General features: G+C 71.6%; 27 protein-coding genes. 15 read left to right on the forward strand and 12 right to left on the reverse strand.

Annotated elements, in window-relative coordinates; all coding sequences use genetic code 11:
* The first annotated feature begins 208 nt into the window (after positions 1–208).
* The 3 genes from ABZS58_RS38230 (at position 209) to ABZS58_RS38240 (ending at position 3,346) form a co-directional block, all read left to right on the forward strand.
* Entirely contained in the window at positions 209–1,417 is a 1,209-nt protein-coding gene (locus ABZS58_RS38230; RefSeq protein WP_354788371.1) for an ROK family protein, read from the forward strand.
* A gap of 85 nt (positions 1,418–1,502) precedes the next feature.
* A complete protein-coding gene (locus ABZS58_RS38235; protein ID WP_354788372.1) occupies positions 1,503–2,723 on the forward strand; it encodes a sugar efflux transporter in 1,221 nt (406 codons plus the stop codon).
* Positions 2,720–3,346, forward strand: a complete 627-nt coding sequence (locus ABZS58_RS38240; protein WP_354788374.1) for a hypothetical protein — start codon at positions 2,720–2,722, stop codon at positions 3,344–3,346. Before ABZS58_RS38235 ends, ABZS58_RS38240 begins: the two co-directional genes overlap by 4 nt.
* Here the strand turns inward: ABZS58_RS38240 and ABZS58_RS38245 are convergent.
* A complete protein-coding gene (locus tag ABZS58_RS38245) occupies positions 3,313–4,167 on the reverse strand; it encodes an oxygenase MpaB family protein (RefSeq protein WP_354788375.1) in 855 nt (284 codons plus the stop codon). The genes ABZS58_RS38240 and ABZS58_RS38245 overlap by 34 nt on opposite strands.
* A gap of 11 nt (positions 4,168–4,178) precedes the next feature.
* A complete protein-coding gene (locus tag ABZS58_RS38250; RefSeq protein WP_354788376.1) occupies positions 4,179–5,768 on the reverse strand; it encodes an aminotransferase class I/II-fold pyridoxal phosphate-dependent enzyme in 1,590 nt (529 codons plus the stop codon).
* A 79-nt stretch (positions 5,769–5,847) separates the two neighbouring features.
* Between ABZS58_RS38250 and ABZS58_RS38255 the strand changes: the two genes are divergently transcribed.
* A complete protein-coding gene (locus ABZS58_RS38255) occupies positions 5,848–6,435 on the forward strand; it encodes a CGNR zinc finger domain-containing protein (protein ID WP_354788377.1) in 588 nt (195 codons plus the stop codon).
* A 216-nt stretch (positions 6,436–6,651) separates the two neighbouring features.
* On the opposite strand, the gene ABZS58_RS38260 is transcribed toward ABZS58_RS38255, so the two are convergent.
* From ABZS58_RS38260 to ABZS58_RS38280, 5 genes are read right to left on the reverse strand one after another with little or no spacing between them, the layout of a single operon-like run.
* Positions 6,652–7,821 carry a hypothetical protein gene (locus ABZS58_RS38260; RefSeq protein ID WP_354788379.1) on the reverse strand — a complete coding sequence of 390 codons (1,170 nt, stop codon included), beginning with the start codon at positions 7,819–7,821 and terminating at the stop codon, positions 6,652–6,654.
* The gene (locus ABZS58_RS38265) at positions 7,818–8,390 is read right to left on the reverse strand and encodes a TerD family protein (protein WP_354788380.1); all 573 of its coding nucleotides are present in this window, start codon (positions 8,388–8,390) and stop codon (positions 7,818–7,820) included. The genes ABZS58_RS38260 and ABZS58_RS38265 overlap by 4 nt, the downstream gene beginning before the upstream one ends.
* A complete protein-coding gene (locus ABZS58_RS38270; protein WP_354788382.1) occupies positions 8,387–8,878 on the reverse strand; it encodes a hypothetical protein in 492 nt (163 codons plus the stop codon). The genes ABZS58_RS38265 and ABZS58_RS38270 overlap by 4 nt, the downstream gene beginning before the upstream one ends.
* Positions 8,879–8,885: 7 nt before the next feature.
* Positions 8,886–10,085 (reverse strand): toxic anion resistance protein, encoded by a 1,200-nt coding sequence (locus ABZS58_RS38275; protein ID WP_354788383.1) that lies wholly within the window; start codon positions 10,083–10,085, stop codon positions 8,886–8,888.
* A gap of 29 nt (positions 10,086–10,114) precedes the next feature.
* Positions 10,115–10,693 (reverse strand): TerD family protein, encoded by a 579-nt coding sequence (locus ABZS58_RS38280; RefSeq protein ID WP_354788385.1) that lies wholly within the window; start codon positions 10,691–10,693, stop codon positions 10,115–10,117.
* 312 nt (positions 10,694–11,005) lie between these two features.
* Between ABZS58_RS38280 and ABZS58_RS38285 the strand changes: the two genes are divergently transcribed.
* The 4 genes from ABZS58_RS38285 to ABZS58_RS38300 are packed head-to-tail and all read left to right on the forward strand — an operon-like array spanning position 11,006 to position 14,097.
* Positions 11,006–11,590: a TerD family protein gene (locus ABZS58_RS38285; protein ID WP_354788386.1), complete on the forward strand. Its 585-nt coding sequence runs from the start codon at positions 11,006–11,008 to the stop codon at positions 11,588–11,590.
* Positions 11,591–11,640: 50 nt separating this feature from the next.
* On the forward strand, positions 11,641–12,801 hold the full coding sequence (locus ABZS58_RS38290) for a DUF475 domain-containing protein (protein WP_354788387.1): 1,161 nt from the start codon (positions 11,641–11,643) through the stop codon (positions 12,799–12,801).
* A gap of 47 nt (positions 12,802–12,848) precedes the next feature.
* Positions 12,849–13,484 (forward strand): hypothetical protein, encoded by a 636-nt coding sequence (locus ABZS58_RS38295; RefSeq protein ID WP_354788388.1) that lies wholly within the window; start codon positions 12,849–12,851, stop codon positions 13,482–13,484.
* Positions 13,485–13,518: 34 nt separating this feature from the next.
* Positions 13,519–14,097, forward strand: coding sequence for a TerD family protein (locus ABZS58_RS38300; RefSeq protein ID WP_354788390.1), 579 nt, complete (start codon positions 13,519–13,521; stop codon positions 14,095–14,097).
* 99 nt (positions 14,098–14,196) lie between these two features.
* On the opposite strand, the gene ABZS58_RS38305 is transcribed toward ABZS58_RS38300, so the two are convergent.
* Genes ABZS58_RS38305 through ABZS58_RS38325 form a run of 5 tightly spaced genes read right to left on the reverse strand, consistent with a single transcriptional unit; the run spans position 14,197 to position 18,891 of the window.
* Positions 14,197–14,787: a hypothetical protein gene (locus ABZS58_RS38305; protein WP_354788392.1), complete on the reverse strand. Its 591-nt coding sequence runs from the start codon at positions 14,785–14,787 to the stop codon at positions 14,197–14,199.
* Positions 14,784–15,614 (reverse strand): carbohydrate ABC transporter permease, encoded by an 831-nt coding sequence (locus ABZS58_RS38310; protein WP_354788394.1) that lies wholly within the window; start codon positions 15,612–15,614, stop codon positions 14,784–14,786. The genes ABZS58_RS38305 and ABZS58_RS38310 overlap by 4 nt, the downstream gene beginning before the upstream one ends.
* A complete protein-coding gene (locus ABZS58_RS38315; protein WP_354788407.1) occupies positions 15,611–16,543 on the reverse strand; it encodes a sugar ABC transporter permease in 933 nt (310 codons plus the stop codon). Before ABZS58_RS38315 ends, ABZS58_RS38310 begins: the two co-directional genes overlap by 4 nt.
* 37 nt (positions 16,544–16,580) lie before the next feature.
* The gene (locus ABZS58_RS38320) at positions 16,581–17,876 is read right to left on the reverse strand and encodes an ABC transporter substrate-binding protein (RefSeq protein WP_354788396.1); all 1,296 of its coding nucleotides are present in this window, start codon (positions 17,874–17,876) and stop codon (positions 16,581–16,583) included.
* A gap of 34 nt (positions 17,877–17,910) precedes the next feature.
* Entirely contained in the window at positions 17,911–18,891 is a 981-nt protein-coding gene (locus ABZS58_RS38325; RefSeq protein WP_354788408.1) for a LacI family DNA-binding transcriptional regulator, read from the reverse strand.
* A 143-nt stretch (positions 18,892–19,034) separates the two neighbouring features.
* Between ABZS58_RS38325 and ABZS58_RS38330 the strand changes: the two genes are divergently transcribed.
* The 7 genes from ABZS58_RS38330 to ABZS58_RS38360 all read left to right on the forward strand — a co-directional run.
* On the forward strand, positions 19,035–20,243 hold the full coding sequence (locus ABZS58_RS38330) for a Gfo/Idh/MocA family oxidoreductase (protein ID WP_354788397.1): 1,209 nt from the start codon (positions 19,035–19,037) through the stop codon (positions 20,241–20,243).
* On the forward strand, positions 20,236–21,717 hold the full coding sequence (uxaC, locus tag ABZS58_RS38335; protein WP_354788398.1) for a glucuronate isomerase: 1,482 nt from the start codon (positions 20,236–20,238) through the stop codon (positions 21,715–21,717). Before ABZS58_RS38330 ends, uxaC begins: the two co-directional genes overlap by 8 nt.
* Positions 21,714–23,006 carry an enolase C-terminal domain-like protein gene (locus ABZS58_RS38340; RefSeq protein WP_354788400.1) on the forward strand — a complete coding sequence of 431 codons (1,293 nt, stop codon included), beginning with the start codon at positions 21,714–21,716 and terminating at the stop codon, positions 23,004–23,006. The genes uxaC and ABZS58_RS38340 overlap by 4 nt, the downstream gene beginning before the upstream one ends.
* Positions 22,994–24,301: a mannitol dehydrogenase family protein gene (locus ABZS58_RS38345; protein ID WP_354788401.1), complete on the forward strand. Its 1,308-nt coding sequence runs from the start codon at positions 22,994–22,996 to the stop codon at positions 24,299–24,301. The genes ABZS58_RS38340 and ABZS58_RS38345 overlap by 13 nt, the downstream gene beginning before the upstream one ends.
* Positions 24,298–25,320 carry a Gfo/Idh/MocA family oxidoreductase gene (locus ABZS58_RS38350; RefSeq protein ID WP_354788402.1) on the forward strand — a complete coding sequence of 341 codons (1,023 nt, stop codon included), beginning with the start codon at positions 24,298–24,300 and terminating at the stop codon, positions 25,318–25,320. Before ABZS58_RS38345 ends, ABZS58_RS38350 begins: the two co-directional genes overlap by 4 nt.
* Positions 25,308–25,652 (forward strand): cupin domain-containing protein, encoded by a 345-nt coding sequence (locus tag ABZS58_RS38355; RefSeq protein WP_354788404.1) that lies wholly within the window; start codon positions 25,308–25,310, stop codon positions 25,650–25,652. Before ABZS58_RS38350 ends, ABZS58_RS38355 begins: the two co-directional genes overlap by 13 nt.
* Before the next feature lie 130 nt (positions 25,653–25,782).
* A partial coding sequence (locus ABZS58_RS38360) for a family 16 glycoside hydrolase (RefSeq protein ID WP_354788406.1) occupies positions 25,783–26,579 on the forward strand: 797 nt, incomplete at its 3' end.

Genomic DNA, 26,579 nt, shown 5'->3' on the forward strand with positions numbered 1-26,579 from the left:
TCAAGCGGTGGCGGCGAGATGACCGGGACGTCCCGATAGATGCGGGAAACATCCACAGTGGACGCCGGAGGAACGGCGTACCGTAGAGCGGCCACATGCGGAGCGGGTTCTGTCAAGTCCTGACAGATGAGCTTGCCCGCATACCGGTTCGGGGCGATAGTTTCAGTAAGTCCTTGACAGAACGCGCGTGTCCCATGAGGATCGCGCAGTGGCGGCCCAGCGCATCGACCCTCACACCCTCTGGCACCCCGAGACCGGCGGCGCCGGCCGACGGGTGGCCGAGACGCTGCGCCTGTATGGGCCACGCACCCGCGCCGAGCTCGTCAACCTCAGCGGCCTGTCCCGCCCGACGGTGTCCTCGGCCCTCGCCGACCTCGGCGGCGCCGACCTCGTCAGCGAGCAGGTGGGCGCCGCCGCCAAGCCGGTCGGCGGCCGTCCCGCGTCGGTGGTGCGGCTGACCCGGCGGGCCGGGATCGCGGTCGGCGTCGACGTCGGCCGGCGGCACGTGCGCGTCGCCCTCGCCGACCTCGGTCACGCCGTGCTCACCGAGCGGCAGTCCCGCACCGACTTCGACATCGACGACCGGCCGCGCGAGGCCCTGGACCTCGGCACCACCCTCGTCGACGCGGCCCTCGACGGCATCGGCGCCACCAGGGCGGACGTGGTCGGCGTCGGGCTCGGGGTGCCGGCGCCGATCACCCGCGACTGGCGCATAGGGTCCCCCGGCATGCTGCCGGGCTGGGCGGACGTGCTGCCCGCCGATGAGCTCACCGATCGCCTTTCGCTGCCGGTACGGGTGGACAACGACGCCAACCTGGCGGCCCTCGGCGAATACGTCTGGGGCGCCGGCCGCGGCTGCGCCGACCTGGTCTATGTCAAGCTCGCCACCGGCATCGGCGCCGGCATCGTGCTCGACGGCCGGCTCTATCGCGGCGCCGCCGGGACCGCCGGCGAGCTCGGCCACGTGACCCTCGACGCGCGCGGGCCCGTGTGCCGGTGCGGCAACCGGGGCTGCGTCGAGCTGTCCGTCGGCGGCCGGGCACTGCTCAGCCACGCGAGGCTGTCGCATCCGGAGCTCACCGACCTCGCCGGGCTCATCGCGCTCGCGCAGGCCGGCGACCCCGGCTGCCGCAGGCTCCTCGCCGACGCCGGCACCCAGCTCGGCTACGCGCTCGGCAACCTCGTCAACCTCATCAACCCGCAGCGGGTCCTGCTCGGCGACGAGCTCGGCGCCGCGACGGACATTCTGCGCGAGCCGCTGCAGCGTGGGCTCGCCGAGACGGCGTTCACCGCCGCGGCCGCGTCGGTCGAGGTCGTCCAGAGCGCACTGTCCCTGCGCGCCGCCGCCCTCGGCGGCGTGGCCCTGGCCCTGGGCGTCGACACCGTCCCCTTCGCGGTCGCATCGACAGCCCTGTGAGGCGATGACCGTCGTCGAGGCCGCCGCGGGCGGGTGATCCGATTCACCCGGAGAGGCGTCATCTTTAGCGGTAAGGTGACCGCTTGTGGTAACGAGCGCGCCCCCGGGAACCCCTGTCACCGCCGGCGGGCGCGTCCTGGTGCCGCTCGGCGTGATGTTCCTGTTCGTGGGCCTTTCCACCGCCGTCGTCGGCCCGTTCGTGTCGCTGTTCCTCAGCACCGCCGTCAAGGCCGACCCGGTGCACGTCGCCGCGTTCCTCGTCGTCGGCCCGGTGTCGATGGTCGTCTCGTCGACGGTCATCGGCCGCCTTTCCGACAGGCGCCCCGTCCGCAGGCAGATCCTCGCCGTCGCGGCCGCCGCCGGCGGGGTCAGCGCCACCGCCACCGCGTTCGTCCGCGACTACTGGGTGCTGCTGGCCCTCACCGTCACCGTGACCGCGATCAGCGGCGCCCTGTTCCCGCAGGCGTTCGCCTACGCCCGCGAGGCCCTGGAGCAGCGCGGCTCGACCCGCGCCGCGATGACGATCAGCACGCTGCGGATGCTGTTCTCGATCGCCTGGGTCGCCGGCCCGCCGGTCGCCGCGTTCCTCGTCGACTACGGCGGCTTCCGCGTCCTGTACCTGACCGCCGCCACGATGTACGCCGCCGCCGTCCTCGTCGCAGTGTTCGTCCTCGACGACGTCCCGCCCGCCGTCAAACCGCCGGAGACCAGGGCCGCGCACGCGCCGTCGAGGGTGCTGCAGGTCGTGGCCGCGCTGACCCTGCTGCAGGCGGCCGGCACGCTCGGCGTCCAGGCGATGGCGCTGTTCCTCAGCCATGACCTGCGCGGTTCGGTCCGCGACGCGGGCCTGGTCCTCGGGTTGTGCGCCGCGCTGGAGATCCCGCTGATGCTCGGGTTCGGCGCGCTGTCGACCCGGTGGCCGCTGCGCCGCCTCATCATCGTCGGCGCCGGCCTCGGCACGCTCTACTACGTGCTCGTGTCGGCGTCCGCGCACACCTGGCAGGTGGCGGCCGCACAGCTGGTCAACGCCAGCTTCATCGCCGCCGTGCAGGGCCTCGGCATCTCCTTCGTGCAGGAGATGCTGCCCGGCGAGCCCGGCCGCGCCGCGACCCTGGCCGGCAACGCGTATCCGGTCGCCGCGATCCTCGCCGGGCCGCTGTTCGGCCTCGCCCAGCACTTCGGCTACCGCTACGCGTACGTCTCCGCCGCCGCCCTCTGCGCCGTCGGCGTGGTCCTCCTGCTGACAGCGCACCGCAAAGCACCGGCAGCACCGGCAGTAACGGCAACGGCAACGGCAACGGCGTGACGGTCCTGCGGTTCGACGGGTGGATCGCGGGGGTCGGCACCGCGAGCGGCACCCGCCTGGTCCTCGGGCACTGGCCGCGCTCCCCGTTCGGGCCGGTCAGCGACGTCATGGTCGAGCGCCCCGACGGCCGGCGGATCCTGCTCGCGGCCACCGATGAGCTCGCCGGGTTCGTCGCCGCGACCTATCACTTCGACGACGTCCAGGTCGCTCCTGTTTCCGTCGTCCGCGTCGGTACGACCTGGGCCACCGACGCCGGACCGCTCCGCCTACGGTTCACGACCGGGAGCAGGGGCCCGCTCGGGTGGCTCCTGCGCTGCGTGCCCCCGCCCCTGGCCCGCCACCCCCGCTGGGTCGCCGCCGTCGACCGCCCCGCCCGTCTGCTCCAGCCCGGCGTGCGCACCCACGGCAGCGCGCGAGCCCGGCAGCACGAGTGGTACGGCGTCCAGGACCTCCACCGCATCACGGCCGCGACCGTGTCGTGGGACGGCGAGGACCTCGGCGCCCTCGCCGACGTCGACCCGCCGGTCCGCTTCGGCTTCGGCTCCACCCCACGCGTCCCGGCCCTGGCCAGGGTCACGACCCTGATCGGTCAAGAGGACCGGCCGAGCTCCGCCAGGTCGTAGCCGTCGGGGTAGGACTTCGTGACGATCCCGTCCGCGAACAGCGGCGACGTGCGCGGCCGCGCCAGCCGCAGCAGCAGCGCCCGAGCCCGCAGCGCCGCGTGCAGCCCGGTCCTCGCCCACCCGGGCGGGTCCGGCACCGCGTACGCGCGGCGCAGCGGCGGGTCGTAGAGCGCGGCGATCAGCGAGTCGGCGACGCCCCGCAACGGTTTCGGGATGCGCCCGCGCAGCAGGTCCCGGGTCACGCGTTCGATGCGCTCGGCCTCCGGCGTGTGCCGCAGGTGCGCCGCCTCGTACGCGTCGAACCAGTCCTCGAACGCCTGATAGCCGGCGGGGATGTCGCGGACACCCATCCGCAGGCCGATCTCGCGGTAGTAGCGGGCGGCCGCCTCGCGCTCCTGCTCGGCGGGGGAGCGCCACCCGTACCGTCGCAGCCATCGCATCGGGACGACGGTGAGTGCGGCGAGGACATAAACGCTGTCATCGTTGTCCGCGGTGACGTGCCGGTGCGCCTCGTTCAGCAGGCGCAGCGCCAGCCGGCCGCGGGGATGCTCGAAGCCGTGCATGAGGATCTCGTACATGATGATGCCGGTGACGTCGGCGCGCCGCCGCGGCTCGGTCAGCACCCGCCCGGTCGCCACGAGCGCGGCGGCGACGCGGGGCAGCGCGAACGAGCGGTTGAACGCCAGGTTGAACGCCATGCGCATGTCCCAGGGGAACTCCTCGCGCAGCGTCAGCTGGTGGATCAGCAGATAGTCGGCGCCGACGTCACTGCTCTGGATGCGTCGCAGATTGTCATATCGACCCCTCCTGATCCCCCGCATGGTCGTGCAGTCTAGGAGATCCCGTGACCGTCCGTGAAATCGGCGCTGATCCGGTCCAGCATCTCGGCGAGGACGCCGGGGCCGGTCGCGAAGTTGAGCCGGACGAAGCCCGAGGTGTCCACGACGGTGCCCGCGGAGAACTCCGCGCCCGCGCTGAGCCTGACCCTCGCCGTCTCCTCCAGCCGCGCGGCGGGATCGGTGCCGCCCCGATGGATCCAGCTCAGATAGGTGGCCTCGGGCGGACGGTGCGCCAGCCTGGCGGCGACGGTGTCCCGGTTGGCCCGCAGCAGCTCCTTCGTCCGTCGCAGCCAGGTGTACGACTCCCGCCAGGCCGCGACGGTCGCGACCCGCCCGGCGATGCTGGGCGTGCCGTACAGGTCGATCGGTTGTGCCTCCAGCGACCGCCGCACCTGCTCGGGGCCGACGTGCGCGACGGCGAGGCGCAGCGCGGCCAGGTTGAACGCCTTCGTCGCCGAGGTCGCGGTCACGGTGCGCGCCGCGGTCTGCCCGCTCAGGGACGCGAACGGGATGTGACGGCTCGGCTCGTACGCGAGGTCGGCGTGCACCTCGTCGGCGAGCACCACCAGGTCGCGCCGCTCCGCCACGGCGGCGACGGCGTCCAGCTCGGCCCGGTCGAACACCCGGCCGGTCGGGTTGTGCGGGTTGACGAGCACCAGCAGCCGGCACCCGGCGAGCCGGTCCTCGAGGCGGTCGGTGTCGAACGTCCAGCGGGTGCCGTCGTCGAGCATCGGCAGCGGCACGATCCTGCGGCCGGCCCGCGCGATGCTGGCCAGGAACGGCGGGTAGGACGGGACGTGGATCGCGACGCCGTCGCCGGGCGCGGTCGTGTGCTCGACCATCACCTGCAGGATCTGCAGGATGTCGGTGAAGACCCGGGTCCGGCCGGGCGTGGGGTCCCAGCCGTGCCGCTGCCGCATCCAGTCCTCGAACGCGGCGACGACCGGGTCCTCGCCACGCCAGAACGGGTAGCCGAAGTCCTCGCGGTGCACGAGGTCGAGGAGGTGGTCGCGGATCGCGGGGGCGACGCCGAGGTCCATGTCGGCGACCCACGCGGCGATGGTGCCCGGCTTCGTGGATCCCCACTTGACGCCGTGCCCCGTTCGCAACCGTCGCGTGTCGTCGCCGCGTTTCGGGGCGATGCAGTCGCGGAGGATCTCCATCTGGCCGTGGTGCTGGGCAAGCTCCTCGAAGACGTGCTGGAGGGCGGCGCCCTGGGTCTCGATCCGGCCGGGGCCCTGGTAACCGGCCGGTGGGGTGCCGCGCGGCGGGTCGCCGGGGATGGCCCTGCGCACGTCCTCGGCGAACTGGGTCCGCACCGCGGCGACCCTCTGGAGCAAGTCCTCGACCCGGCCCTCGGCGGTGAACTCGGCGTCGCGGTCGCGGTGCGACGGGCGGCCCGCGACGAGGGTGCCGGCCCAGAACTCGACGACACCGAGACAGTGCGTGAGCAGCGCGAACGGCGAATTGGCACCCGGCAGCGGCCGCCGGGCCGCCCGCTCGTCGCCGAGCTCGCTGACGATGCGCACCATGCCGTCCAGGGCGCGGTCCGTGTAGTACAGGTACTCCTCGGCGCTGATCATGCCCCGCCCTCTCGCGTCACCTGCTTGACCGGTGACGCCAACCTTGCGCCGAGGCCGCGTCACCTGTCAAGGTGGTGACGTGACGTTCGTGTTCGTGAGCGGTGACCTGGCCCTCGACTTCGCCGGGACGCTGAAGTGGCGCCGCGGCACGCCGCCGGAGGAGCTCCTCGCCGCCCCCGCCGACGCGGCCCGGTGGGCCGTCGAGGCGGGCCTGCTGACGTCCGCCCCTCGACTGTCCACAGTGGACCTCGTGGAGCTGGTGGCGCTGCGGGAGACGGTCTATCGTCTGGTGACGGCAGGGCTCGCAGGGCAGCCGTGGCCGGCGGAGGACCTGCGCGCGCTGAACGCGGCGGGCGAGGCGCCGCTGCCCCGGGTGACCCTCACCGCGGACGGCATCCGCCGCGCGGGCGCGCCCGGAGCACCCGCCGCGTCGATCGGCGCCGCCGTCGCCGTCGCCGCGGTGCAGCTCCTGGGCACGCTCGGCACGGTCGTGGTGCGCGAGTGCGCTCTCGAGGAGTGCACACGGCTGTTCGTGGACCGCTCCAGGGCGGGAAACCGCACCTGGTGCGGCATGGAGGAGTGCGGCAACCGGGTCAAGGCCGCGTCCTACCGGGCCCGCCGCGGCGCCGCGCTGCTCAACGGCGGGCTGCTCGAACGGCGGGTTTAGACGTCGGCCTGCTCAGGCGCCGCGCTGCTCGAACGGCGGGCCGCTCGAACGGGGGCTGCTCAGGCGCGGCGCTGCTCGAACGGCGCGCTGATCGAACGGCGGGTTCAGGCGTCGGGCTGCTCGAACGGCGGGTTCAGGCGCCGCGCTGCTCGAACGGGGTGCTCAACGGCGGGATTCAGGTGCTGCGCTGCTCCGGCGGTGGGCTCCGGCGGCGGCTCAGGCCGCGGGTGGAATGGCGGTGTCGGCGTCGCGCCAGGCGATGCGGTCGTAGCCGAAGGCGAGGCACGCGTCGCGGCTGCGGCCCTGCACCGTCTGGGCCTCGGCGCGCAGGACGATCTCGCCGTCGACGTTGTACAGCGACAGCAGCACCGTCGGACCGGGCGGCGGCGGCTGGACCGGCACCTCGATGCGGGCGTGCCCGTGGGTGCTGATGAGCAGGGTGCCCGCCCAGTACGGGCCGGGATCCACGGTCGGGGTGCCGAAGATGATGAGCCGCCGCAGGTGCCTGCCGTGCAGCAGGTCGAGGCTCAGCCGCTGGTGCCCGGCCCGGCGGTCCATGGCGAGGGGGCCGTAGGTCTCGCCGGGGCGCAGCACCGACGACGCCCCGGAGTCCAGCTGATACGCACACCCGAGCGCGAACCCCTCGTCCGGCGACCAGGCGGCCTCGAACGTGAGCGCGCCGATGCCCGACTGCAGGCGGGTCAGCACGACCGACGGGTGCCGCGGCCCGAGGACGGTCGGCGCCGACGCATGCGTCCGCGGCGGCGTGAACGCCCGGGCCGCCGCGGGTGCCGACGCCGCGGGTGTGGCCGGCGCGGGGGTGCGTGGCGGGGGAGCGGGCTCACCGAACAGGTCCAGCGACGTGCTGCCGCCACCCTGCGCCGGCGGTGGCGTCGGCCCGCCACCCAGATCGAGTGAGGTCCCCCCGTGCGGGGCGGGCGGTGCCGGCGCACCGGGCGACAGGTCGAGCGACGTGCCCCCGTGCGCACCGGCCGGTGGGGGCGGCGCGCTCTCCGACAGGTCCAGGGACGAGCTGACCGGCGCCGGCGGCGCGCTGTCGGACAGGTCGAGGGACGTGCTGCCCCCGCCGGACAGGTCGAGCGGGGTGCCGGCCGGCGCGGGCGGAGTGCCGGGCGCCGGCAGGTCCAGCGAGGTCGCCGGCGCGACCGGGGCGGCGGGCGCGGGCCGGGCCGTCTGAGTGGCAGGCGTGGCCGGCGCGGCAGGGGCGGTCTGAGCCGGCCGGGCCGCGGGGGCGGCGGGCGCGGTCCGGGTGGCGGCGGCCGCCGCGGGCAGGCGGCGGTGGCGGATCCAGGACAGGTCGTCGGCGGCGGCGGGGCGGACCGGTGCACGGTGCCGCAGCCAGGACAGGTCTTCCGAGCCGGTCACAACCGGATCCCGTAGTCCGCCGCGAGGGCGGTGATCCCGTTGGCGTAGCCGTCGCCGAGGACCTTGAACTTCCAGCCGCCGCTGTGCCGGTACAGCTCGCCGAGCGCCAGTCCCGTCTCCGCGTCCAGCGTCGGCGCCAGGTTCTCCGACCGGATCAGCTCGGCGTTGCCGTCGAGGTTGAGGACCCTGATGACGCACGACTTCAGCCGGCCGAGGGTGCGGCGCACGGCGTTGCCCTCGTTGACGTACATGACCACGACGATCCGCGTCACCTCCGCCGGCGCCGCCGAGAGGTCGACCTCGATCTGGTCGTGGTCCTCGCCGACGACCTCCTGCAGCTGCTGCACCGACAGGTCCGGCGAGGAGAGCTGGTTGAAGTACACGAAGTGCCGGTCGGACACGGCGTCGCCGTCGCCGCGGCACAGGATCGCGGCCACGACGATGTTGTCGGTGAGGACCCGCTCCAGCCCGGCGCTGAACTGCACGCCGAGCACCACGCCCCGCAGGTCCGGGATCTCCCGCGTGAGGGTGACGTTCGCCCCGCGCTTCATCTCTTTGGTGGCGCTCACGGCAGGTCCAGGTCGGAGCCGGAGAACTTGGTCCGCAGGAAGTTGCCCTGGGTGACGAGGGCGTCGCTGTCCTGGCCGCGCACGGCGACCAGGATGTTGGACGCGGCCTCCTGCAGCAGGTCGAGCTGCTCCAGCAGTTCGGGGACCGCGGCGGGCCGGTCGCGCATCGACGCCTCCAGGTTCAGAAAGCTGCGAAGAGTGGTCGGCAGGAAGTCGTCGACGCTGTTGCGGACCAGCAGCACGGCGTGGATGTCGAGCGACCGGTTCGCCGACGTGTCCAGGATCTCCCGGAGCGTGTCGGTGAGCCAGCGGGCCTTCACCGCGGCCGCCGCGGGGAGGCGGGCCGCCTGCTGGTTGACGAACTGCTCGGCGTCGGTGATCCGGCGGCGGATCTGCTCGGGGTCGCCCGCGGCGTCGGGGCCGGCCGCGGGCTCGGGGGTGGGGGCCGGCTCGTCGTCGGCCTCCCCCCACCATCGTAACCAGCGCACGTGCGGCTCAGCCGGTCTGCTCGCCGCGCCGCGTGCGCTCCAGATACGGCGCCGCCCGCTGGATCTGGCCCTCGAGGGCCTGGACCGTCTGGGCCATCGACTCGACCGCCTGCGCGCGGAACGTGTCGACCGCGTCCATGGTGGCGAAGACGTTGTCGAACGCCGCCTGGAGCTTGTTGATGTCGATCGTCGACTCCGCGGCCTGCTGGTTGATCGCCGCGCCCTGCGTCTTCAGCTGCTGGGACGTGGCCTCGATCAGGTTCGACGTGACCGTGTTGAGCTGGGTGATCTGGTCCAGGACCAGCTTCTGCCGGGCCAGGGCCTGCGACACGATGACCGCGATCCGCAGCGCGGCGATGGTCGTCGTCTGCGCGCGGTCGACGCCCCGGATGAGCTCCAGGTTGTTGCGGCGGACCAGGTCGAGGGCCATGTAGCCCTGCACGTTGACGGCCATCTGCGTCATGATGTCCTGCCGGCGCTGCCGGACCGGGAACAGCGCGTCGGAGCGCAGCGTCGCGGCGGCCTCGGTCTGACCGGAGGCCTCCAGGGCGTGGACCTTCGCCTCGATCGCGGCGTCGAGGGCGGCGGCGAGTTCGTTGTACTCCGCGAGCCGGCCCATCGTGGTCCACATGTTGACCTTTTCGGTCTCGATGGCCGCGTTGTCCTTGCGCAGGTCGTTCTGCCCGGAGTCCAGGGAGACGATGATCGCGTTGAGGTGCGACTGCGCCGACTTGTACTTCGCGAAGTAGCGGTCGATCCTGTCGCCGCCGGGCAGCCACTTCAGGACCTTCTGCACGCCGGTCAGGTCGGCCCGGTTGGGGTCCAGGTCGGTGATCGTCGTGCGCAGGTCGACGAGCGTGTTGGACACCCTCGTCTGGGCGTCGTCGGCGCCGCGGCCGCGACCCCGGCCCAGAGCGGCGGCGGGACGCTCCAACATGCGGTTGGACATCCCGGCCGCCGCGCGCATGTCCTGCTCGCCCATCGTCGTGATCGACGTGACCTTCTGCTGGAAGGCCGGCGAGTTGGTGTCGATCGCGGCGAGCTCCTCGACGAAGGCGGCGGCCTTCTTGCGCAGCTCGACCTGCTTCTCCGTCTGCAGGGGCACCGCGCCGGCCGCCTGCTGCGGCTCCACGACCACGACCGGGGCGGGCGGGGTCAGCACGAGCGCGCCCTGCTGGGGGGCGCCACCGAGATCGAGTTCGGACATTCCTGGCCCTTTCTGATCAGCCGGCGGGGTCAGCCGACGTTGACGCCGAAGTCGCGCGCGATCCCGGCCAGACCGGAGGCATACCCCTGGCCGACCGCGCGGAACTTCCACTCGCCGTTGTGCCGGTACAGCTCCCCGAAGATCATCGCGGTCTCCGACGACGCGTCCTCGGTCAGGTCGTAGCGGGTGAGCTCGGCGCCGCCGTCCTGGTTGACCACCCGGATGAAGGCGTTGCGCACCTGGCCGAAGGACTGGCCGCGCTGAGACGCCTCGTAGATGGAGACCGGGAACACGATCCGGGCGCACTCGGCGGGCACCTGGCCCAGCTGCACCAGGATCTTCTCGTCGTCACCGTCGCCGCCACCGGTCAGGTTGTCGCCGGTGTGCTCGACCGAGCCCTCGGGGCTCTTCAGGTTGTTGAAGAAGACGAAGTGCTGGTCGGACAGGATCTTGCCGCTGTCGCCGAGCATGAGGGCGCTCGCGTCGAGGTCGAACTCGGCGCCGGAGGTGGCCCGCTCGTCCCAGCCGAGGCCGATCATCACCGCGCGCAGGTTCGGCGCCTGCTTGGTGAGCGAGACATTGCCGCCCTTGGTGAGGGTCACGGACATGGAACTCTCCTCGCGCTCTCGTCGTTGTCGTCAACTGTGCCCGATCGGCATGTCGGATATATTCATCCGGCTGATCGACGACACCGGAGCCGCCTTCAAAGCTAACGCGCTTCCGGCTACTGTCGAACATTGATCGAACAAGCCGGAGCCTACCCCAACGCTTCAAGGGGACGCGCCCGCACGAACGGTGAACTGCGGCCCACTCTGGCGGCCGGACGCTACTCTCGGGCGGGCACCATCATGATCAGCCGTCGGCGCCGCCTGACGCCGGGGGTTCGTAGGTAAAAAACCATCGAATGACTGGAGATCGGTATGGGCATCAGCCTGACCAAAGGTGGCAACGTCTCACTGACCAAGCAGGCGGGTCCCGCCGGTCTGACGGCGGTGACCGTCGGCCTCGGTTGGGATGTCCGCACGACGACCGGCACGGAGTTCGACCTCGACGCCTCGGCGATCGCCACGGGCGCCGACGGCCGGGTCTTCTCCGACAAGCACTTCGTCTTCTACGGCAACCTCGCCACCCCGGACGGTCACATCCAGCACACGGGTGACAGCCTCACCGGTGAGGGTGGCGGCGACGACGAGCAGATCAAGGTCAACCTGGCCGGCCTGCCGGCCGAGGTCGACAAGATCGTCTTCCCGGTGTCCATCTACGACGCCGAGACCCGCTCGCAGTCCTTCGGCCAGGTCCGCAACGCCTTCATCCGCGTCTTCAACAGCGCCGACGACGTCGAGCTCGCGCGGTACGATCTGAGCGAGGACGCCTCCACCGAGACCGCGATGGTGTTCGGCGAATTGTACCGCAACGGAGCCGAATGGAAGTTCCGCGCGGTCGGTCAGGGATACGCATCCGGCCTGCGTGGCATCGCCGGGGACTTCGGTGTGAACGTCGGATAGTAAGGTCGGCGCACCGCAACATCCCTGATGAGCCCGAAACGGTGTGACAGATGTTCCTGAAGACATTCGGCTGGTCGCTGGCGGTCACCGTCGCGACACTCATCGCCGCCTTCTTCCTCGGCGGGCCGAGCGCGTTCCTGATCGTCGCGATCCTGTGCGTGCTGGAGATCTCGGTGTCGTTCGACAACGCCGTGGTCAACGCCACCGTGCTCGGGCGGATGAACCCGTGGTGGCAGAGGCTGTTCCTCACCGTGGGCGTGCTGATCGCGGTGTTCGGTATGCGCCTGGTCTTCCCGCTGTTGCTGGTCGGCATCACCGCCCAGCTCAACCCGGTCGACGTCGTCCGGCTCGCCCTCGAAGGCGGGTCGGTCGACGAGCCCGGCACCTACGCCGCGCTGCTGCACGAGGCGCACCCGAGCATCGCCGCCTTCGGTGGCATGTTCCTGCTCGTGCTCTTCCTCGACTTCATCTTCGAGACCCGCGAGCACACCTGGCTGACCTGGCTGGAGAAGCCGCTCGCCAAGATCGGCAAGCTCGACCAGCTGTCCGTCGTGATCTCCCTGGCCATCCTCGTCGTCGTGGCGGAGACCCTCGCCAAGGACGTCGGCACGGTCATGGTTTCCGGCGTGCTCGGCATCGGCGTCTACATCCTGGTCAACAGCCTCGGTGAACTCTTCGAGAACGCCGGCGGGCTCGGCGACGACGAGGAAGAGGACGAGGACGAGAAGAAGAACGCCGGTATCCACGGCGACGCCGGCGACGTCGACAAGGGCCGGTCCGGCCCGAACGCCGTCGTCCAGGTCGCCGGCAAGGCCGCGTTCTTCCTGTTCCTCTACCTCGAGGTCCTCGACGCGTCGTTCTCCTTCGACGGCGTCATCGGCGCGTTCGCGATCAGCCAGAACATCTTCGTCATCGCCGCCGGTCTCGGCGTCGGTGCGATGTACATCCGGTCGCTGACGGTCTACCTGGTCCGCAAGGGCACCCTGAGCGAGTACGTGTTCCTCGAGCACGGCGCGCACTGGGCCATCGGCGCCCTCGCCGCGATCCTGCTCGTCGGGATCAAGTACGAGGTGCCCGAGGTCATCACGGGCCTCATCGGCGTCGGCTTCATCCTCGCCGCGTTCCTGTCCTCGGTGGTGCTCAACCGGCGCAACGGCGCCGCTGAGTCGGCCGGGGAGCAGGCCGAGGAGAGCCTCGCAGCCCGGCCGTGACCCAGAATTCCCCCATCCGGTAACCGCACGAGAAGCCAGGAGGAGCGATGACGAACCCGAACAACCCGGTGTCGCTGTCCAAGGTCACGCTGACCAAGGCGGCGCCCGCCGTCTCGCTCGCCAAGCAGGGCGGTGCGGCCGGAATCCTCCGGGTCAACCTCAACTGGGCGCAGCCCGCCGCCAAGGGCGGGCTGTTCAGCCGCAAGCCCAAGGGCATCGACCTCGACCTCGGTTGCCTCTACGAGTACAGCGACGGATCCAAGGGCGTCGTCCAGGCGCTCGGCGACTCGTTGCGGGACGTGCACACCCTGGGCCGCGACCCGATCTGCCGCCTCGACGGCGACGATCGCAGCGGCACCAGCACCGGCGGCGAGAACCTCTTCGTCGACCTGCGGTACGCGGCGAACATCCGCCGCATCCTGGTGTTCGCGTTCATCTACGAAGGCACTCCCAACTGGGCGGCCGCGCAGGCCGTGGTGACCCTGTTCCCGGTCGCCGGCCCCCAGCTGGAGATCCACCTCGACGAGCCGGACCCGGCGGCCATGATGTGCGCGATCGCGATGATCGAGGGCAACGGCGCCGACGTGTCCGTGCGCCGCGAGGTCCGCTACGTGCGCGGCGGCCAGCGCCTGCTCGACGAGACCTATGGTTGGGGTATGCGCTGGGCCGCCGGCCGCAAATGACAGCGTCGTCGACAGAACACCGGAAGGCACACATATGAGCGTGAGTTTGAGCAAGGGCCAGTCCGTCTCCCTCGTCAAGGGTGGTGGCGGCACCCTTACCCGGGTCCGTATGGGCCTCGGGTGGGACGCGATGAAGAAGAAGGGCCTGTTCGGCGGGATGAAGACCCAGTCGATCGACCTGGACGCGTCCTGCCTGCTGTTCGACAGCGCCAACGCGCTCGTCGACCAGGTGTGGTTCCGCCAGCTGCGCAGCACCGACGGCGCCGTGCAGCACACCGGCGACAACACCACCGGTGCGGGCGAGGGCGACGACGAGAGCATCATCGTCGACCTGGCCGCGCTGTCGCTCAACGTCCGCACGCTGGTGTTTGTGGTCAACTCGTTCACCGGGCAGAGCTTCGCCCAGATCGAGAACGCGTCCTGCCGCCTCGTCGACGAGACCAACGGCGCGGAGCTCGCCCGCTTCGACCTCAGCGGCTCCGGCCCGCACACGGCGCAGATCATGGCCAAGCTGACCCGCGACCAGCAGGGCTGGACGATGACGGCGATCGGCACGCAGGCCTCCGGCCGCACCTTCCGTGACCTGCTGCCCGCGGTGGCCGGTCACCTCTGATCCACGGCACGACGACGCCCGCCCCGCGAGATCTCGCGGGGCGGGCGTTTCCCGTCACAGCGCCGACAGCACCGGGGCGCGGCGCGCTGCCAGGACGTGTTACAGCGCGGACAGCACCGGGGCGCGCCGGGCGGCCAGGACGTGGAACGCGAAGAGCAGGTAGCCGACCAGCAGCGGCGCCGTCACGGGGACCATCGCGCCGATCACGGCGGCGATGGATGACACCCCGGCCACCATCGCCGCCGTGAGCGGTTGCCGCCACACCGTGCCCGCCGCCCAGCGCAGCGCGCCGGGCCACGAGTGGTGATGGGCCAGGTGCACGACGCCGAGTGCCCCGGCGGCGAGCAGTGCGGCGGCTACGGCGACCGTGCCGACGAGCACGGGCAACCCGCCCGGGACCCGGCCGGAGGCGACGGCGCCGAGATTGAACAGCAGGAGCCACCCGAGCGTGGCGGCCGCGACGGTGCAGACGGCGCCGGGCAGCAGCGAGCGCAGGAACACCCGCCGCAGCTCGGCGACCCTGACCTTGGAGCCGTCGACGATGTCCCGCACGGCCACCGAGCCGGCGTGCACGGCCGCGCCGGCGGTGAGCACCGGCAGGCTGCACACGGTGACGGCGATGCCGACGAGCGCGAGGTCGGCGGCGACCGTGACGGTCTCGGTGAAGTCGCGGCGCGCCACGGCGGTCACCCCTTCAGGCCGGAGGTGTTGATGCCCTCGACGAGCATCTTCTGGAAGGCGAGGAAGAACAGGAACACCGGCAGGAGCGACAGCACCGACATGGCGAACATCGGACCGATCTCCGACTGGCCCTGCGAGTCGATGAAGAGCCGCAACGCGACCGGCACCGTGTACTTCGACAGGTCCGACACGTACACCAGCTGCCGGAAGAAGTCGTTCCACGTCCAGATGAAGGAGAAGATCGCCGTCGTCACCAGGGCCGGGCGGCTCAGCGGCAGGATCACGTTGCGGAAGACGCCGAACGTGGTGCAGCCGTCGATCTTCGCCGCCTCGTCGAGCTCGCGCGGGATGCCGCGCATGAACTGGACCATGAGGAAGACGAAGAACGCCTCGGTGGCCAGGAAGTGCGGCAGGATCAGCGGCAGGTACGGGAACTCCCCGCCGACCAGGTCCAGCTGCCGGAACACGATGAACTGCGGGACGATGAGCACGTGCCCGGGCAGCAGCAGCGTGCCGACCATGATGGCGAACCAGGCGGCCCGCCCGCGGAAGCGCAGCCGGGCGAAGGCGAAGGCGGCCAGCAGGCACGACAGTCCGTTGCCGATGACGACGAGCAGCGACACGATCGTGCTGTTGAGGAAGAAGCGGCCGAACGAGGTGTCCAGGTGTGACCAGCCGTCCGGGTAGTTGCCGGGCGTGAAGGCATCCGGGATGACCCCGGCGTTGCTGAGCATCTCCGGCTGGCTCTTGAACGAGCTGCCGAGCACCCAGAACAGCGGATAGAGGATGACCCCGAGCAGCGCGAGGATCACCACCGTGCGCAGGATCGACTTCATCGCTCATCCCCGTAGTGCACCCAGAAGCGTCCCGTGCTGAACAGCACGACGGTGAGCAGGCCGACGGCGAGCAGGAACACCCAGGCCAGGGCCGAGGCGTAGCCCATCTCGTAGTCGGTGAAGCCCTTGATGTACAGGTAGAGCGTGTACATCAGGGTCGAGTCGACCGGCCCGCCGGTGCCGCCGCTGATGACGAACGCCGACGTGAAGCCCTGGAAGCCGTGGATCGTCTCCAGCACCAGGTTGAAGAAGATGACCGGGGACAGGATCGGCAGCGTGATCGAGCGGAACTTGCGCAACGCGCCCGCGCCGTCGACGGAAGCCGCCTCGTACAGCTCGACCGGGACCTGCTTGAGACCGGCCAGGAAGATGACCATCGGCGCGCCGAACTGCCAGATCGCGAGCAGGATGAGGGTGCCCAGCGCGTAGTCCGGGTCGTTGACCCAGCCGGGCCCGGCGATGCCGAACACCGACAGGATCTCGTTGAACGAGCCGTCCCGGCTGAACATCGAGACCCAGACGATCGCGAGGGCCACGCTGCCGCCCAGCAGCGACGGCAGGTAGAACAGGCTGCGGTAGAGCCCGACGCCGCGGATGGCCTTGTTCAGCAGCAGCGCGACGCCGAGCGCGGCGCCGAGCTTCAGCGGCGTCGCGACGACCGCGAACGTGACGGTGACCTGCACGGCGTGCCAGAACGTGGGGTCTTCGGTGAACATGCGCCGGTAGTTGTCGAACCCGACCCAGTTGAGCTCGGACCAGTCCGACAGGATGTCGTAGTCGGTGAAGCTCAGCACCAGCGACATGAGCATCGGGATCGCCGTGATCGAGGCGAGCCCGATGAGCCACGGGGTGAGGAAGAGATAGCCGGCGAGCCCTTCGCGACGGGGGCCCCGCGGTTCGACGCGGGGCCCCTTCGTCGCTCTGTGCAAGGGTGCCGGCGCGGTGGTCAGCGCCACTGTCGGAGCCTCACTTCGAGATCGCGGACTTCGCGGCCGTGATGAAGGCCTCGGCGGCCTGCGCGGGGGTCGCCTTGCCGGCCTGCACCGACTCGGCGGCCTTGATGAGCTCGGAGCGCAGCGTGCTGTGCCCCTTGAGCGGGACCTGCGGGGACGGCCCGAAGGTCTTGCCGAGCGTGTTCTCCACATCGATGGAGGTCTTCATGGCGGCGTCGGTGACGCTGCTCTGCACCGCGGCGCGGATGTCCAGGTTCGGCGGCAGGCCGCGGTCGGTGCCGAGGACCTTGCCGACCTCCGGGTCGTTGGCGAGGAAGTTGATGACGTCGACCGCCACGTCCTTCCTGTCGCTGCCCCGGTACACGGAGAAGTACAGCGCCGCACGGGCCCACTGCGCCTTCGGGTCACCCGGGTAGGCCACCACCCCGAGCTCGTCCTTGGTGTTCTTCTGCAGCTCGGGCAGCTGGTTCACCCACACCCACGAGGTAAGCGCTTTCCCGGTCACGACGAGCTGCTTGGTGATGTCCGTGGCGTTGCCTTCGCGGATCACGTCGGCCGTCGGGGTCGCCTTCTTGTCCCGGGCGCCCTTCCACAGGTCGAACCAGGCGGTCACGTCCTGCGCGGTGAAGCCGAGCTCCTTGTCCTTGTACAGGTCCTTGTTCTGCTGGCGCAGCCAGATCCAGAACGCCTTGTAGTCCGCGCTCGGGTCCTGCGTGCCGGGGACCTTCGTGGCCGTGGTCGCCGCCTCGGCCCAGCTGATGAACGCCTCCCACGTCATGCCGGTGGTCGGCAGCGGCTGGTTCGCCGCGGCGAGCTTGGTCTTGTTGTACACCAGGCCCTGCGTGTTCTCGCCGAACGCGACGCCGGCGAGCTTGCCGTCCACGACGCCGTACTTCCACAGGCTCTCGGGGAATTTCGTCGTGTCGAGCTTGCCCGACTTCTGGTACGACGTCAGGTCGAGCGTGACGTTGCGCGACGCGTACTCGGTGAGGAAGTTGTCGTCGATCTGGAAGATGTCCGGCGCGTCGTTGCCCGCGGTGAGGGTGGCGAGCTTGTCGAAATACCCCTGGTTGGCCTGCCACGTCTTCTTGAACGTGACGTTGGGGTGCTTCTTCGTGTAGAGCGCGAGGGCCTCTTCGGTGAGCTTGGCCCGGGCGTCGCCGCCCCACCAGAAGATGCTCAGCTCGACGGGCTTGGTTGAGTCGACCGCTGGTGCCTCGCCGCCGTCGTCGCCGCAGGCGGCGAGCGGAGCGAGCAGCACTGCGGCGAGGGCGGTTGCCAGAAGTCTACGGCGGGGTGTTCCGGACATGGCGTGTCACTCCCTGACGGTGGAAGTCTCGGGATCAATGTGGGTTGGGCCCGGTGGAGTCGCGCACGATGAGCTCCGTCTGGAGCGTCACCGTCGCGGTCGTGCGGCGTTCGTCGTCGTGCTGCAGGAGCATGTCGACGGCCGCCCGCCCGGCGGCCGCGGTCGGGGTGGAGACCGTGGTCAGCTTGGGGCGGATCAGACGGCTGAGCGAGATGTCGTCGATACCGACGACGCTGAGCTCGGCCGGGACGCTGACGCCCCGGTCGTGGAGGGCTTCGAGCAGTCCGATCGCCATGAGGTCGTTGTAGGCCAGCACGGCGGTCGCTCCGGTGGCCAGCACGGCGTCGCACGCGGCGGCTCCGGCGGCCTCGGTCGGGTGGTGCGGTCCGAGCACGGTCAGGTCGGCGCCGGCGGCCTTCGCCGCGGCCGTCGTGGACCGCCGGATCTCCCGGTTGGTCCACGAGCCCCGCGGCCCGCCGAGCAGGGCGAGGCGGGTGTGGCCGAGACCGACGAGGTGCTCGATCGCGGCCTTCGCGCCGTTCGCCACGTCCATGACCACCGCGGGGAGCCCGTCGACGGCCCGGTTGACCACGACGAGCGGCACCTCGCGGCGCAGCTTCTCGATCAGGTCGTTGCTCATGCGCGGGCTGCACAGCAGCACGCCGTCGACCTGTTTCGCGAGGGCCTGGACGAGCTGCTCCTCCATGACCGGGTCCTCGTTGGTGTCGGCGACGAACAGGTGGTAGTCCCGTTGCCTCGCCTGGGACTCCGCCGCCTTGATCAGCGGCGGGAAGAACGGGTTGGCGATGTCGGCGACGATCAGGCCGATGTTGTGGGTCCGCCCGGTGATGAGCGCGCGGGCCGCACGGTTGGGCCGGTAGCCGAGGCTCTCCGCGGTGGACAGCACCCGGCTGCGGGTGTCGGGGTTGACCAGATGCGGTGCTGAGAACGTGCGCGACACGGTGGAGACATGGACGCCGGAGGCGCGGGCTACATCTCGAATAGTGGCGGGCACGGAGCCATTAATGCAAACGGTTGCTGTCATGTCAACGTCCTTGGATGCGGAAAATCGAGGGGTATTGACCCGGAAGACGGCGATGGAGCATGGTGTCGCTGCAACCCTTTGCAGTCCCCGAGGGAGCGAGGGAACGACAACCCATGCCCACCCGCTACGCGATCGTCGGCACCGGGTCGCGCGCCGAGATGTTCACGCGCGCACTCACCGGGCCGCATCGCGACACCTGCGCGCTCGTCGCGCTCGCCGATCCGGAGCCGCACCGCATGGCCGTGCACAACGCACGGCTGCCGGCGCCGGTCCCCACCTATCCCGCCACCGAGTTCCGCCGCATGCTGCACGAGGAGAAGGTCGACGTCGCGATCGTCACGACCGTCGACCGGGTCCACGACGAGTACATCGTGGCAGCCCTCGAGTCCGGCTGCGACGTGCTCACCGAGAAGCCGATGACCGTCGACGGGCCGCGCTGCGCCCGGATCCTCGACGCGGTGCGCCGTACCGGCCGCCGGGTCAGGGTCACCTTCAACTACCGGTACAACCCCCTGCATGAAACTTTCAAGCGGCTGATCGCCGACGGTGCGGTCGGCGAGGTCGGCTCCGTGCACTTCGAGTGGCTGCTCGACGTGCGGCACGGCGCCGACTACTTCCGCCGCTGGCACCGCGACAAGGCCAACTCCGGCGGCCTGCTCGTGCACAAGTCGGGGCACCACTTCGACCTGGTCAACTGGTGGCTCGACGACGACCCCGCCGAGGTCTACGCGCAGGGCCGGCTCTTCTACTACGGCGCGCAGGGGGCCGGCGCCGCCGCGCCCAGGGAGCGGTTCGCCCTCGGGACCGACCCGCACCGCGACGCGCTGTACACCGGCACCACCGACGGATACCGGCGCGACCAGGACGTGTTCGCTCCCGGCATCACCATCGAGGACGACCTCGCCGTCCTCGTCCGCTACGCCCGCGGCGCCACCATGACCTACCACCTGACCGCCTACGCCCCCTGGGAGGGCTACCGGGTGATGGTCAACGGCAGCAAGGGCCGCCTGGAGCTGGAAGTGATCGAGAGCGACCACGTCGCGGCCGGCGCCACCGGTCTCATCAAGGGCGACGAGCCGGGCCGGGCCACCTTGCGCGTCCATCCACATTGGAGCGAGCCGGAAACGGTCCCGATCCCCTACGAGCGGGAGGGGCACGGCGGCGGCGACGCCCGCATGCTCGCCGACCTGCTCGGTGACGGCCCGCCCAGCGGCGTCGCCGCCGCGGAGGCCGAGGACGGCGCCCGCGCGCTGCGGATCGGGCTTGCCGCCAACGAGTCCATCGCCTCCGGGCTACCTGTCAGGATTCCCCAAGATGCATGAAGACCAGCTGCTGCCCGCCGAGCCCGGCGTGCGGGAGATCGCGCGGGAGCTGTACCGGCACGCTCGCGACCTCCCCTTGATCAGCCCGCACGGCCACGTCGACCCGGCGATCCTCGCCGACGACCGGCCGTTCCCCGACCCGGCCAGGCTCATCGTCGTGCCCGACCACTACGTGACCCGGATGCTCGCCAGCCAGGGCATCGCCCCGCACGAGCTGGGCGTGCCGACCGTGGACGGCAGCCCCACCCAGACCGACGGGCGCACCATCTGGCGGCTCCTCGCCGCCAACTGGCACCTGTTCCGCGGCACCCCGTCGCGGCTGTGGACCGAGCGGGTCCTCGCCGACGTCTTCGGCGTCACCGTGCCGCTGCGCGTCGACACCGCCGACCTCGTCTACGACCTGCTGTCCGAGCGCCTCGCCGACCCCGCGTTCCGCCCGCGGGCGCTGTTCGAGCGGTTCAACCTCGAGGTCCTCGCCACCACCGAGTCGCCGCTGTCGGACCTGACCGCGCACGCCAAGCTCGAGGCCGACGGCTGGGGCGGCCCCGGCGGGCGGGTCATCACCACGTTCCGCCCCGACGACGTCGTCGACTTCGACTGGCCCGGTTGGACGGACCGGATCGAGCAGCTGGGTGTGACCACGTTCCCGCAGTTCCTGGAGCGGCTGCGGGAGCGCCGCCAGGCGTTCATCGCCGCCGGCGCCACCTCCAGCGACCACGGCCACCCGAGCGCCGCGACCCTCGCGCTGTCCCCGGCGCACGCGGCGGCGCTGTTCAACAAAGCCCTCACCGGCAAGGCCGACAGCCGCGACGCGGAGCGCTTCCGGGCGCACATGCTCGTCGAGTTCGCCAGGATGTCCGTCGAGGACGGCCTGGTCATGCAGCTGCACCCGGGCGCCGTGCGCAACCACAACACCACCCTGTTCGCCCGGCACGGCCGCGACGTCGGCGGCGACATCCCCTCGCCGACGGAATACGTGCGCTCGCTGAAACCGCTGCTCGACGCGTTCGGCACCGACCCCCGCTTCCGGGTCGTGCTGTACACCCTCGACGAGACCGCGTTCACCCGTGAGCTCGCACCCCTCGCCGGCGGCTACCCGGCGGTGTTCCTCGGCGCGCCCTGGTGGTTCCTGGACAGCCCCGAAGGGCTGCGCCGCTTCCGCGAGACCGTCACCGAGACCGCCGGCTTCGCCAACACCGCCGGGTTCGTCGACGACACCCGCGCGTTCTGCTCCATCCCCGTCCGGCACGACGTCGCCCGCCGCGTCGACGCCGGGTTCCTGGCGCGGCTCGTCGCCGAGCACCGCCTGCCCATCGACGAGGCCGCCGACACCATCGCGGACCTCGCCTACCACCTGCCCAAACGCGTCTACGCGCGCACCGTAGCAACGCGCATCGCCGAACCTCGCACCGTCGCAACGCGCACCGCAGAAACTCGCATCGCAGGATCTCGCATCGCCGAAGGAGCACGATGATCACCGGGTTGGCCGTCCACGACGTCCGGTTCCCCACCGCCGCGGCGGGTGACGGGTCCGACGCGATCAACCGCGGCGACTACTCCGCCACCTACGTCGAGCTGACCGGCGACGACGGCGTCGTCGGGTCCGGCCTCACGTTCACCAACGGCCGCGGCAACGAGCTCACCTGCGCCGCCGTCGAGGCCCTCGCGCACCACGTCGTCGGGCACACCGTCGAGGAGCTGTGCGCCTTCGAGGGTGCCCGCACGCTCACCGCCGACGTGCAGCTGCGCTGGCTCGGGCCGGAGAAGGGCGTCATCGCCATGGCCGCCGGCGCCGTCCTCAACGCCGTGTGGGACCTGCGCGCCCGCCGCGCCGGCAAACCCATGTGGCAGCTGCTGGCCGAGCTGCCGACGGCGGACCTCCTGGCGGCGGTGGACTTCCGGCACATCACCGACGCCCTCACGCGCGACGAGGCCGCCGCCATCCTCGACAAGGGGTTGCCGGTGTACGAGGAACGCCTCGCCCACGCACGCACCGCCGGCCTTCCCTCGTACACCACCTCCGTCGGCTGGCTCGGCTACCCCGACGACAAGGTCCGGGCGCTCACCAGGCAGGCCGTCGCCGACGGCTGGACCGCGGTGAAGATGAAGGTCGGCGGCGCCATCGACGACGACGTGCGGCGCGCCCGCATCATCCGGTCCGAGATCGGCCCCGACGCGCTGCTCATGCTCGACGCCAACCAGGTGTGGGACGTCGACGAGGCCATCGCCAACCTGGGCCGCCTCGCCGAGGTCGACCCGTACTGGATGGAGGAGCCCACCCACGCCGACGACGTCCTCGGCCACGCCCGCATCCAGCGGGCCCTCGACGGGATCACCGGCGGCCGGTGCCGGGTCGCGACCGGTGAGGTCGCCGCGAACCGGGTCATCTTCAAGCAGCTGCTGCAGGCCGACGCGATCCGCGTCATGCAGATCGACGCGTGCCGGGTCGCCGGCGTCGGCGAGGTCCTCGCCGAGCTGCTCATGGCCGCGAAGTTCGGGGTGCCGGTCTGCCCGCACGCCGGCGGCGTCGGCCTCTGCGAGTACGTGCAGCACCTGGCGTTCTTCGACTACCTGCGCATCACCGGCAGCATGGACGGCCGGATGGTGGAGTACGTCGACCACCTGCACGAGCACTTCACCGACCCGGTCACCGTCGAGGGCGGCCGCTACCGGCTGCCGACGCGGCCCGGCTACAGCGTCGAGCTGCGCCCCTCGTCGATCGCCGAGTTCTCCTTCCCGGACGGTCCGGCATGGCGCGCCTGAGCCGGTCCGAGCCCCTGAAGGTGGAGCCGCTGGTCCGGCCCGGCGACGTGGGCGCCGGGGTGCTGCACTTCGGCCTCGGCGCGTTCCACCGGGCGCACCAGGCGGTCTACACCGAGGAGGCGATCGCCGCGGGCGGCGGCGACTGGGGGATCGTCGGCGTCGCCCCCAGCTCGCGCGACGTCCTCGACGCGCTGGTGCGGCAGGACATGCTGTACAGCGTGCTCACCGTCGACGGTCCTGACGCCACCGCCCGGGTCGTCGGCGCGTTCGACAGCGTCCTGCACGCCGCGTCCGAACCCGGTGCGGTGCTGCGGCGGCTCGCCGACCCGGCGATCAAGGTCGTCACGCTCACCGTCACCGAGAAGGCGTACGCGCCCGGCTCCGCGGTCCTCGACCTGATCGTGCGGGGCCTGCGGCTGCGCGAGACGCCCTTGGCGCTGGTCAGCTGCGACAACCTCAACGGCAACGGCGAACTGCTGCGCGGCCTCGTCGGCGACGCGCTGCAGGACCCGGACGTCATGGCGCTGCTGAGCTTCCCCGGCACCATGGTCGACCGGATCGTGCCCGCCACGACACCCGCCACCCTCGACCGGGTCGAGTCGCTGATCGGCGCCCGCGACGAGGCCGCCGTCGCCGGGGAGCCGTTCCGCGAGTGGGTCGTGCAGGACGACTTCCCCGGCGGGCGGCCCGCGTGGGACCTCGCCGGGGTCGAGTTCACCGCCGACACCGCCCCCTACGAGCTGCGCAAGCTGCGGATGCTCAACGGCGTGCACTCCGCGCTCGCGTACCTCGGGGCGCTCGCCGGCGCGCCCACCATCGACGCCGCCCTCGCGCTGCCCGGCTACCGCGCGACCATGGAGCGGTTCATCGCGTCCGACATCGCGCCGACCCTCACCGAACTGCCCGTCATCCCCTACGGCGAGCAGGTGCTGCACCGGTTCGCCAACAGCGCGCTGCGCTACCGCACGCTGCAGGTCGCCGGGGACGGCAGCCAGAAGCTCCCGCAGCGGCTGCTCGGCACCGTCGCCGACCGGCGCGCCGCGGGCGCGGTGCCCGGCTACGCCGCCCTGGTGCTGGCCGCGTGGATCCGGTTCGTGGGCGGCCGCGCCGACGACGGCAGCGCGCTGCCGCTGGACGACCCCCGCGCCGCGGAACTGCGCGGCTGCCCGCCTTCGCAGGTGCTCGGCCTGCTGTCGCCGGAGCTCGCCGACGACGCGCCGCTGCGCGCCGAGGTCGACCGGTGGCTGCGCGACCTGGAGCGGCACGGCGCCGCCGCCACCCTGGCGGCGCTGTGACCACCGCGTCCACCCCCACGATCGCGCTGATCGGCGCCTCGGGGCACGGGCGCCGGCACCGGCAGAACATCGCGGACCTCGGCGACCGGGTCAGGCTCGTCGCCCTCGGCGACATCCAGGACCTGCCCGGCGAGACCGTGCCCGTGTACGCCGACCACCGGCGGCTCCTCGCCGAGCACAAGCCGGACGTCGTCGTCATCTGCACCCCGCCGCACACGCACCTGCCGATCGCCCTCGACGCCGTGCACGCCGGCGCGGACCTGCTCCTGGAGAAACCCCCGGTCCTGGACCTCGACGCGCACGCCCGGCTGACCGAGGCGCTCGCCGCGACCGGCCGGCGCTGCCAGGTCGGCTTCCAGGCCCTCGGGTCGCCGACCCTGCCCGCCCTCGCGGCGCTGGAGCTGGGGCCGCTGACGCACATCGCGGTGGCGGGCGCGTGGTGGCGGCCGTCGTCGTACTGGACCCGGGCGCCGTGGTCGGGGCGGCGCGCCGCCGACGGGGCCCTCGTCAACCCGTTCGCGCACGCGCTCATGCAGGCCCTCGCCATCGGCGCCGTCCGTCCACCGTGGACCCTGGAGCTGGAACGCTTCCGCAGCAGGGACATCGAGGTCGACGACACCGCCGCACTGCGCCTGACCCCGTCCAGCGGCCCGGTCGTCACCGTCGCCGTGACCCTCGCCTCGACGGAGTTCATCGCCGGGGACATCACCGTCACCGGCACCCGTGGCAGCGCCCACGTCGTGTACCCGCAGGACCGTCTCGACGGGGTCGTCCTGCCGGGGCGGGTGAGCCTGCTGGAGAACCTGCTCTCCGGCGACCCGCTGGTGGCGCCGCTGTCCCGGACCCTGCCCTTCACCGCCCTCGCCGCCGAGATCATGGCGGCGCCCGACCCCGTGCCGCTCACCGGCGTGGCCCACGACGACGGCATCGCCCTGCCCGGCATCGCCGGTCTCGTGCGGACCGCCGCCGCCCGGCACGCGCTGCTCAGCGAAGTAGGAGACCTGCCATGCGCAAACTGACCGTCGCCGACCTGCCCGACGGCGGGACCCCCGCCACCCTCGCCGCGCTCGGCACCGGCTGGGGCCCCGTCATCCGCGGCGGCATCAGCCGCTACGACGACCCGGGCCACCGCACCCACGACGAACCCGGCCGCCACACCCACGACGTCCCCGAAATTTTCACGATCGTGCAGGGCAGCGGCTACCTGGAGAGCGAGGGTGCCCAGGTTTCCCGCTTCCGGGCCGGCGACCTGCTCATCATCCCGCCCGGCGAGGACCACCACCTCGTCAGCGACGGCGACGTCCCCCTGGTCTTCACCTGGATGCACCTCGGCAAGCTTGACCAGGCATAGGCATCGGTCTACGTTGTCCATAGGAATGCGCTTTCCTGAAGCGCGCATCGGCTGACCCGCCCAGTCCGCCCGCACGAGCCGAACACCCCATGCACGCGGCGCCCCCACCATCTCCTCCCGGAGGCCTCGCATGGCAACACCCCGTCTCAGGCGCTACCGATGGCCGATCCTGGCCGCCGGCGTCGCCGCCTTCACCGCCGTCGCCGCGATCAGCACCCAGGTCGCGTTCGCGGCGACCCTGTTCAGCGACACGTTCTCCGACGGAAACACCAACGACTGGTCCAAGTCCGGCGGCACGTGGTCCGTCGTCGACGGCGCGATGCAGCAGAGCAACGCGGGCAGCGAGAACGCCCGCAACTTCGCCGGCAGCACGTCGTGGACGAACTACACCGTCACCGCCCGCGTGAAGCCGCTGTCCCTGGCGTCCAACGGCTTCGCCGGGCTCCTCGCCCGCGGCAAGAGCTCCACGACGTTCTACCGCCTGGCGCTGCTGCCCGGCAACAGCGTGCAGCTGCAGGTCGTCAACAGCGGCTCCGTCACCGTCCTCGGCTCGGCGAGCCGCACGGTGAGCACCGGCACGTGGTACACCCTCGGCATCACGGTCTCCGGCAGCAGCATCACCGGCAAGGTCGACGGCGCGACCGTCGGCTCCGGCACGAGCTCCGTCGCGTCGACCGGCCGGATCGGGGTGCAGACCGGCTACGCGTCCGCGTCGTTCGACGACGTCACGGTCACCGACACCGCCGGGCCGAGCCCGACCGAGTCGGACACGCCGCCGACGTCGGCGTCGCCCACGCCGTCGCGCACCCCGTCGGCGCCCCCGCCGAGCACCACGTGGCCGACGAAGTCCGGTGACGCGCCCGTCAACAACGGCACGATCAAGGTGTCCGGGACGCTCGACGGTGGGATGAAGCGGTACTGCTGCAT

Origin of the sequence: Dactylosporangium sp. NPDC005555 (assembly GCF_040605635.1) — a bacterium.
Taxonomy (GTDB): Bacteria; Actinomycetota; Actinomycetes; order Mycobacteriales; family Micromonosporaceae; genus Dactylosporangium.

Excerpts from the sequence above, each read along its gene's own strand:
- ABZS58_RS38245 (WP_354788375.1), bottom strand. The coding sequence starts at position 4,167 with ATGCGGGGGATCAGGAGGGGTCGATATGACAATCTGCGACGCATCCAG.
- ABZS58_RS38250 (WP_354788376.1), bottom strand. The coding sequence starts at position 5,768 with ATGATCAGCGCCGAGGAGTACCTGTACTACACGGACCGCGCCCTGGAC.
- ABZS58_RS38275 (WP_354788383.1), bottom strand. The coding sequence starts at position 10,085 with ATGTCCGAACTCGATCTCGGTGGCGCCCCCCAGCAGGGCGCGCTCGTG.
- ABZS58_RS38280 (WP_354788385.1), bottom strand. The coding sequence starts at position 10,693 with ATGTCCGTGACCCTCACCAAGGGCGGCAATGTCTCGCTCACCAAGCAG.
- ABZS58_RS38285 (WP_354788386.1), top strand. The coding sequence starts at position 11,006 with ATGGGCATCAGCCTGACCAAAGGTGGCAACGTCTCACTGACCAAGCAG.
- ABZS58_RS38290 (WP_354788387.1), top strand. The coding sequence starts at position 11,641 with ATGTTCCTGAAGACATTCGGCTGGTCGCTGGCGGTCACCGTCGCGACA.
- ABZS58_RS38295 (WP_354788388.1), top strand. The coding sequence starts at position 12,849 with ATGACGAACCCGAACAACCCGGTGTCGCTGTCCAAGGTCACGCTGACC.
- ABZS58_RS38300 (WP_354788390.1), top strand. The coding sequence starts at position 13,519 with ATGAGCGTGAGTTTGAGCAAGGGCCAGTCCGTCTCCCTCGTCAAGGGT.
- ABZS58_RS38310 (WP_354788394.1), bottom strand. The coding sequence starts at position 15,614 with ATGAAGTCGATCCTGCGCACGGTGGTGATCCTCGCGCTGCTCGGGGTC.
- ABZS58_RS38320 (WP_354788396.1), bottom strand. The coding sequence starts at position 17,876 with ATGTCCGGAACACCCCGCCGTAGACTTCTGGCAACCGCCCTCGCCGCA.
- ABZS58_RS38330 (WP_354788397.1), top strand. The coding sequence starts at position 19,035 with ATGCCCACCCGCTACGCGATCGTCGGCACCGGGTCGCGCGCCGAGATG.
- uxaC (WP_354788398.1), top strand. The coding sequence starts at position 20,236 with ATGCATGAAGACCAGCTGCTGCCCGCCGAGCCCGGCGTGCGGGAGATC.
- ABZS58_RS38340 (WP_354788400.1), top strand. The coding sequence starts at position 21,714 with ATGATCACCGGGTTGGCCGTCCACGACGTCCGGTTCCCCACCGCCGCG.
- ABZS58_RS38345 (WP_354788401.1), top strand. The coding sequence starts at position 22,994 with ATGGCGCGCCTGAGCCGGTCCGAGCCCCTGAAGGTGGAGCCGCTGGTC.
- ABZS58_RS38355 (WP_354788404.1), top strand. The coding sequence starts at position 25,308 with ATGCGCAAACTGACCGTCGCCGACCTGCCCGACGGCGGGACCCCCGCC.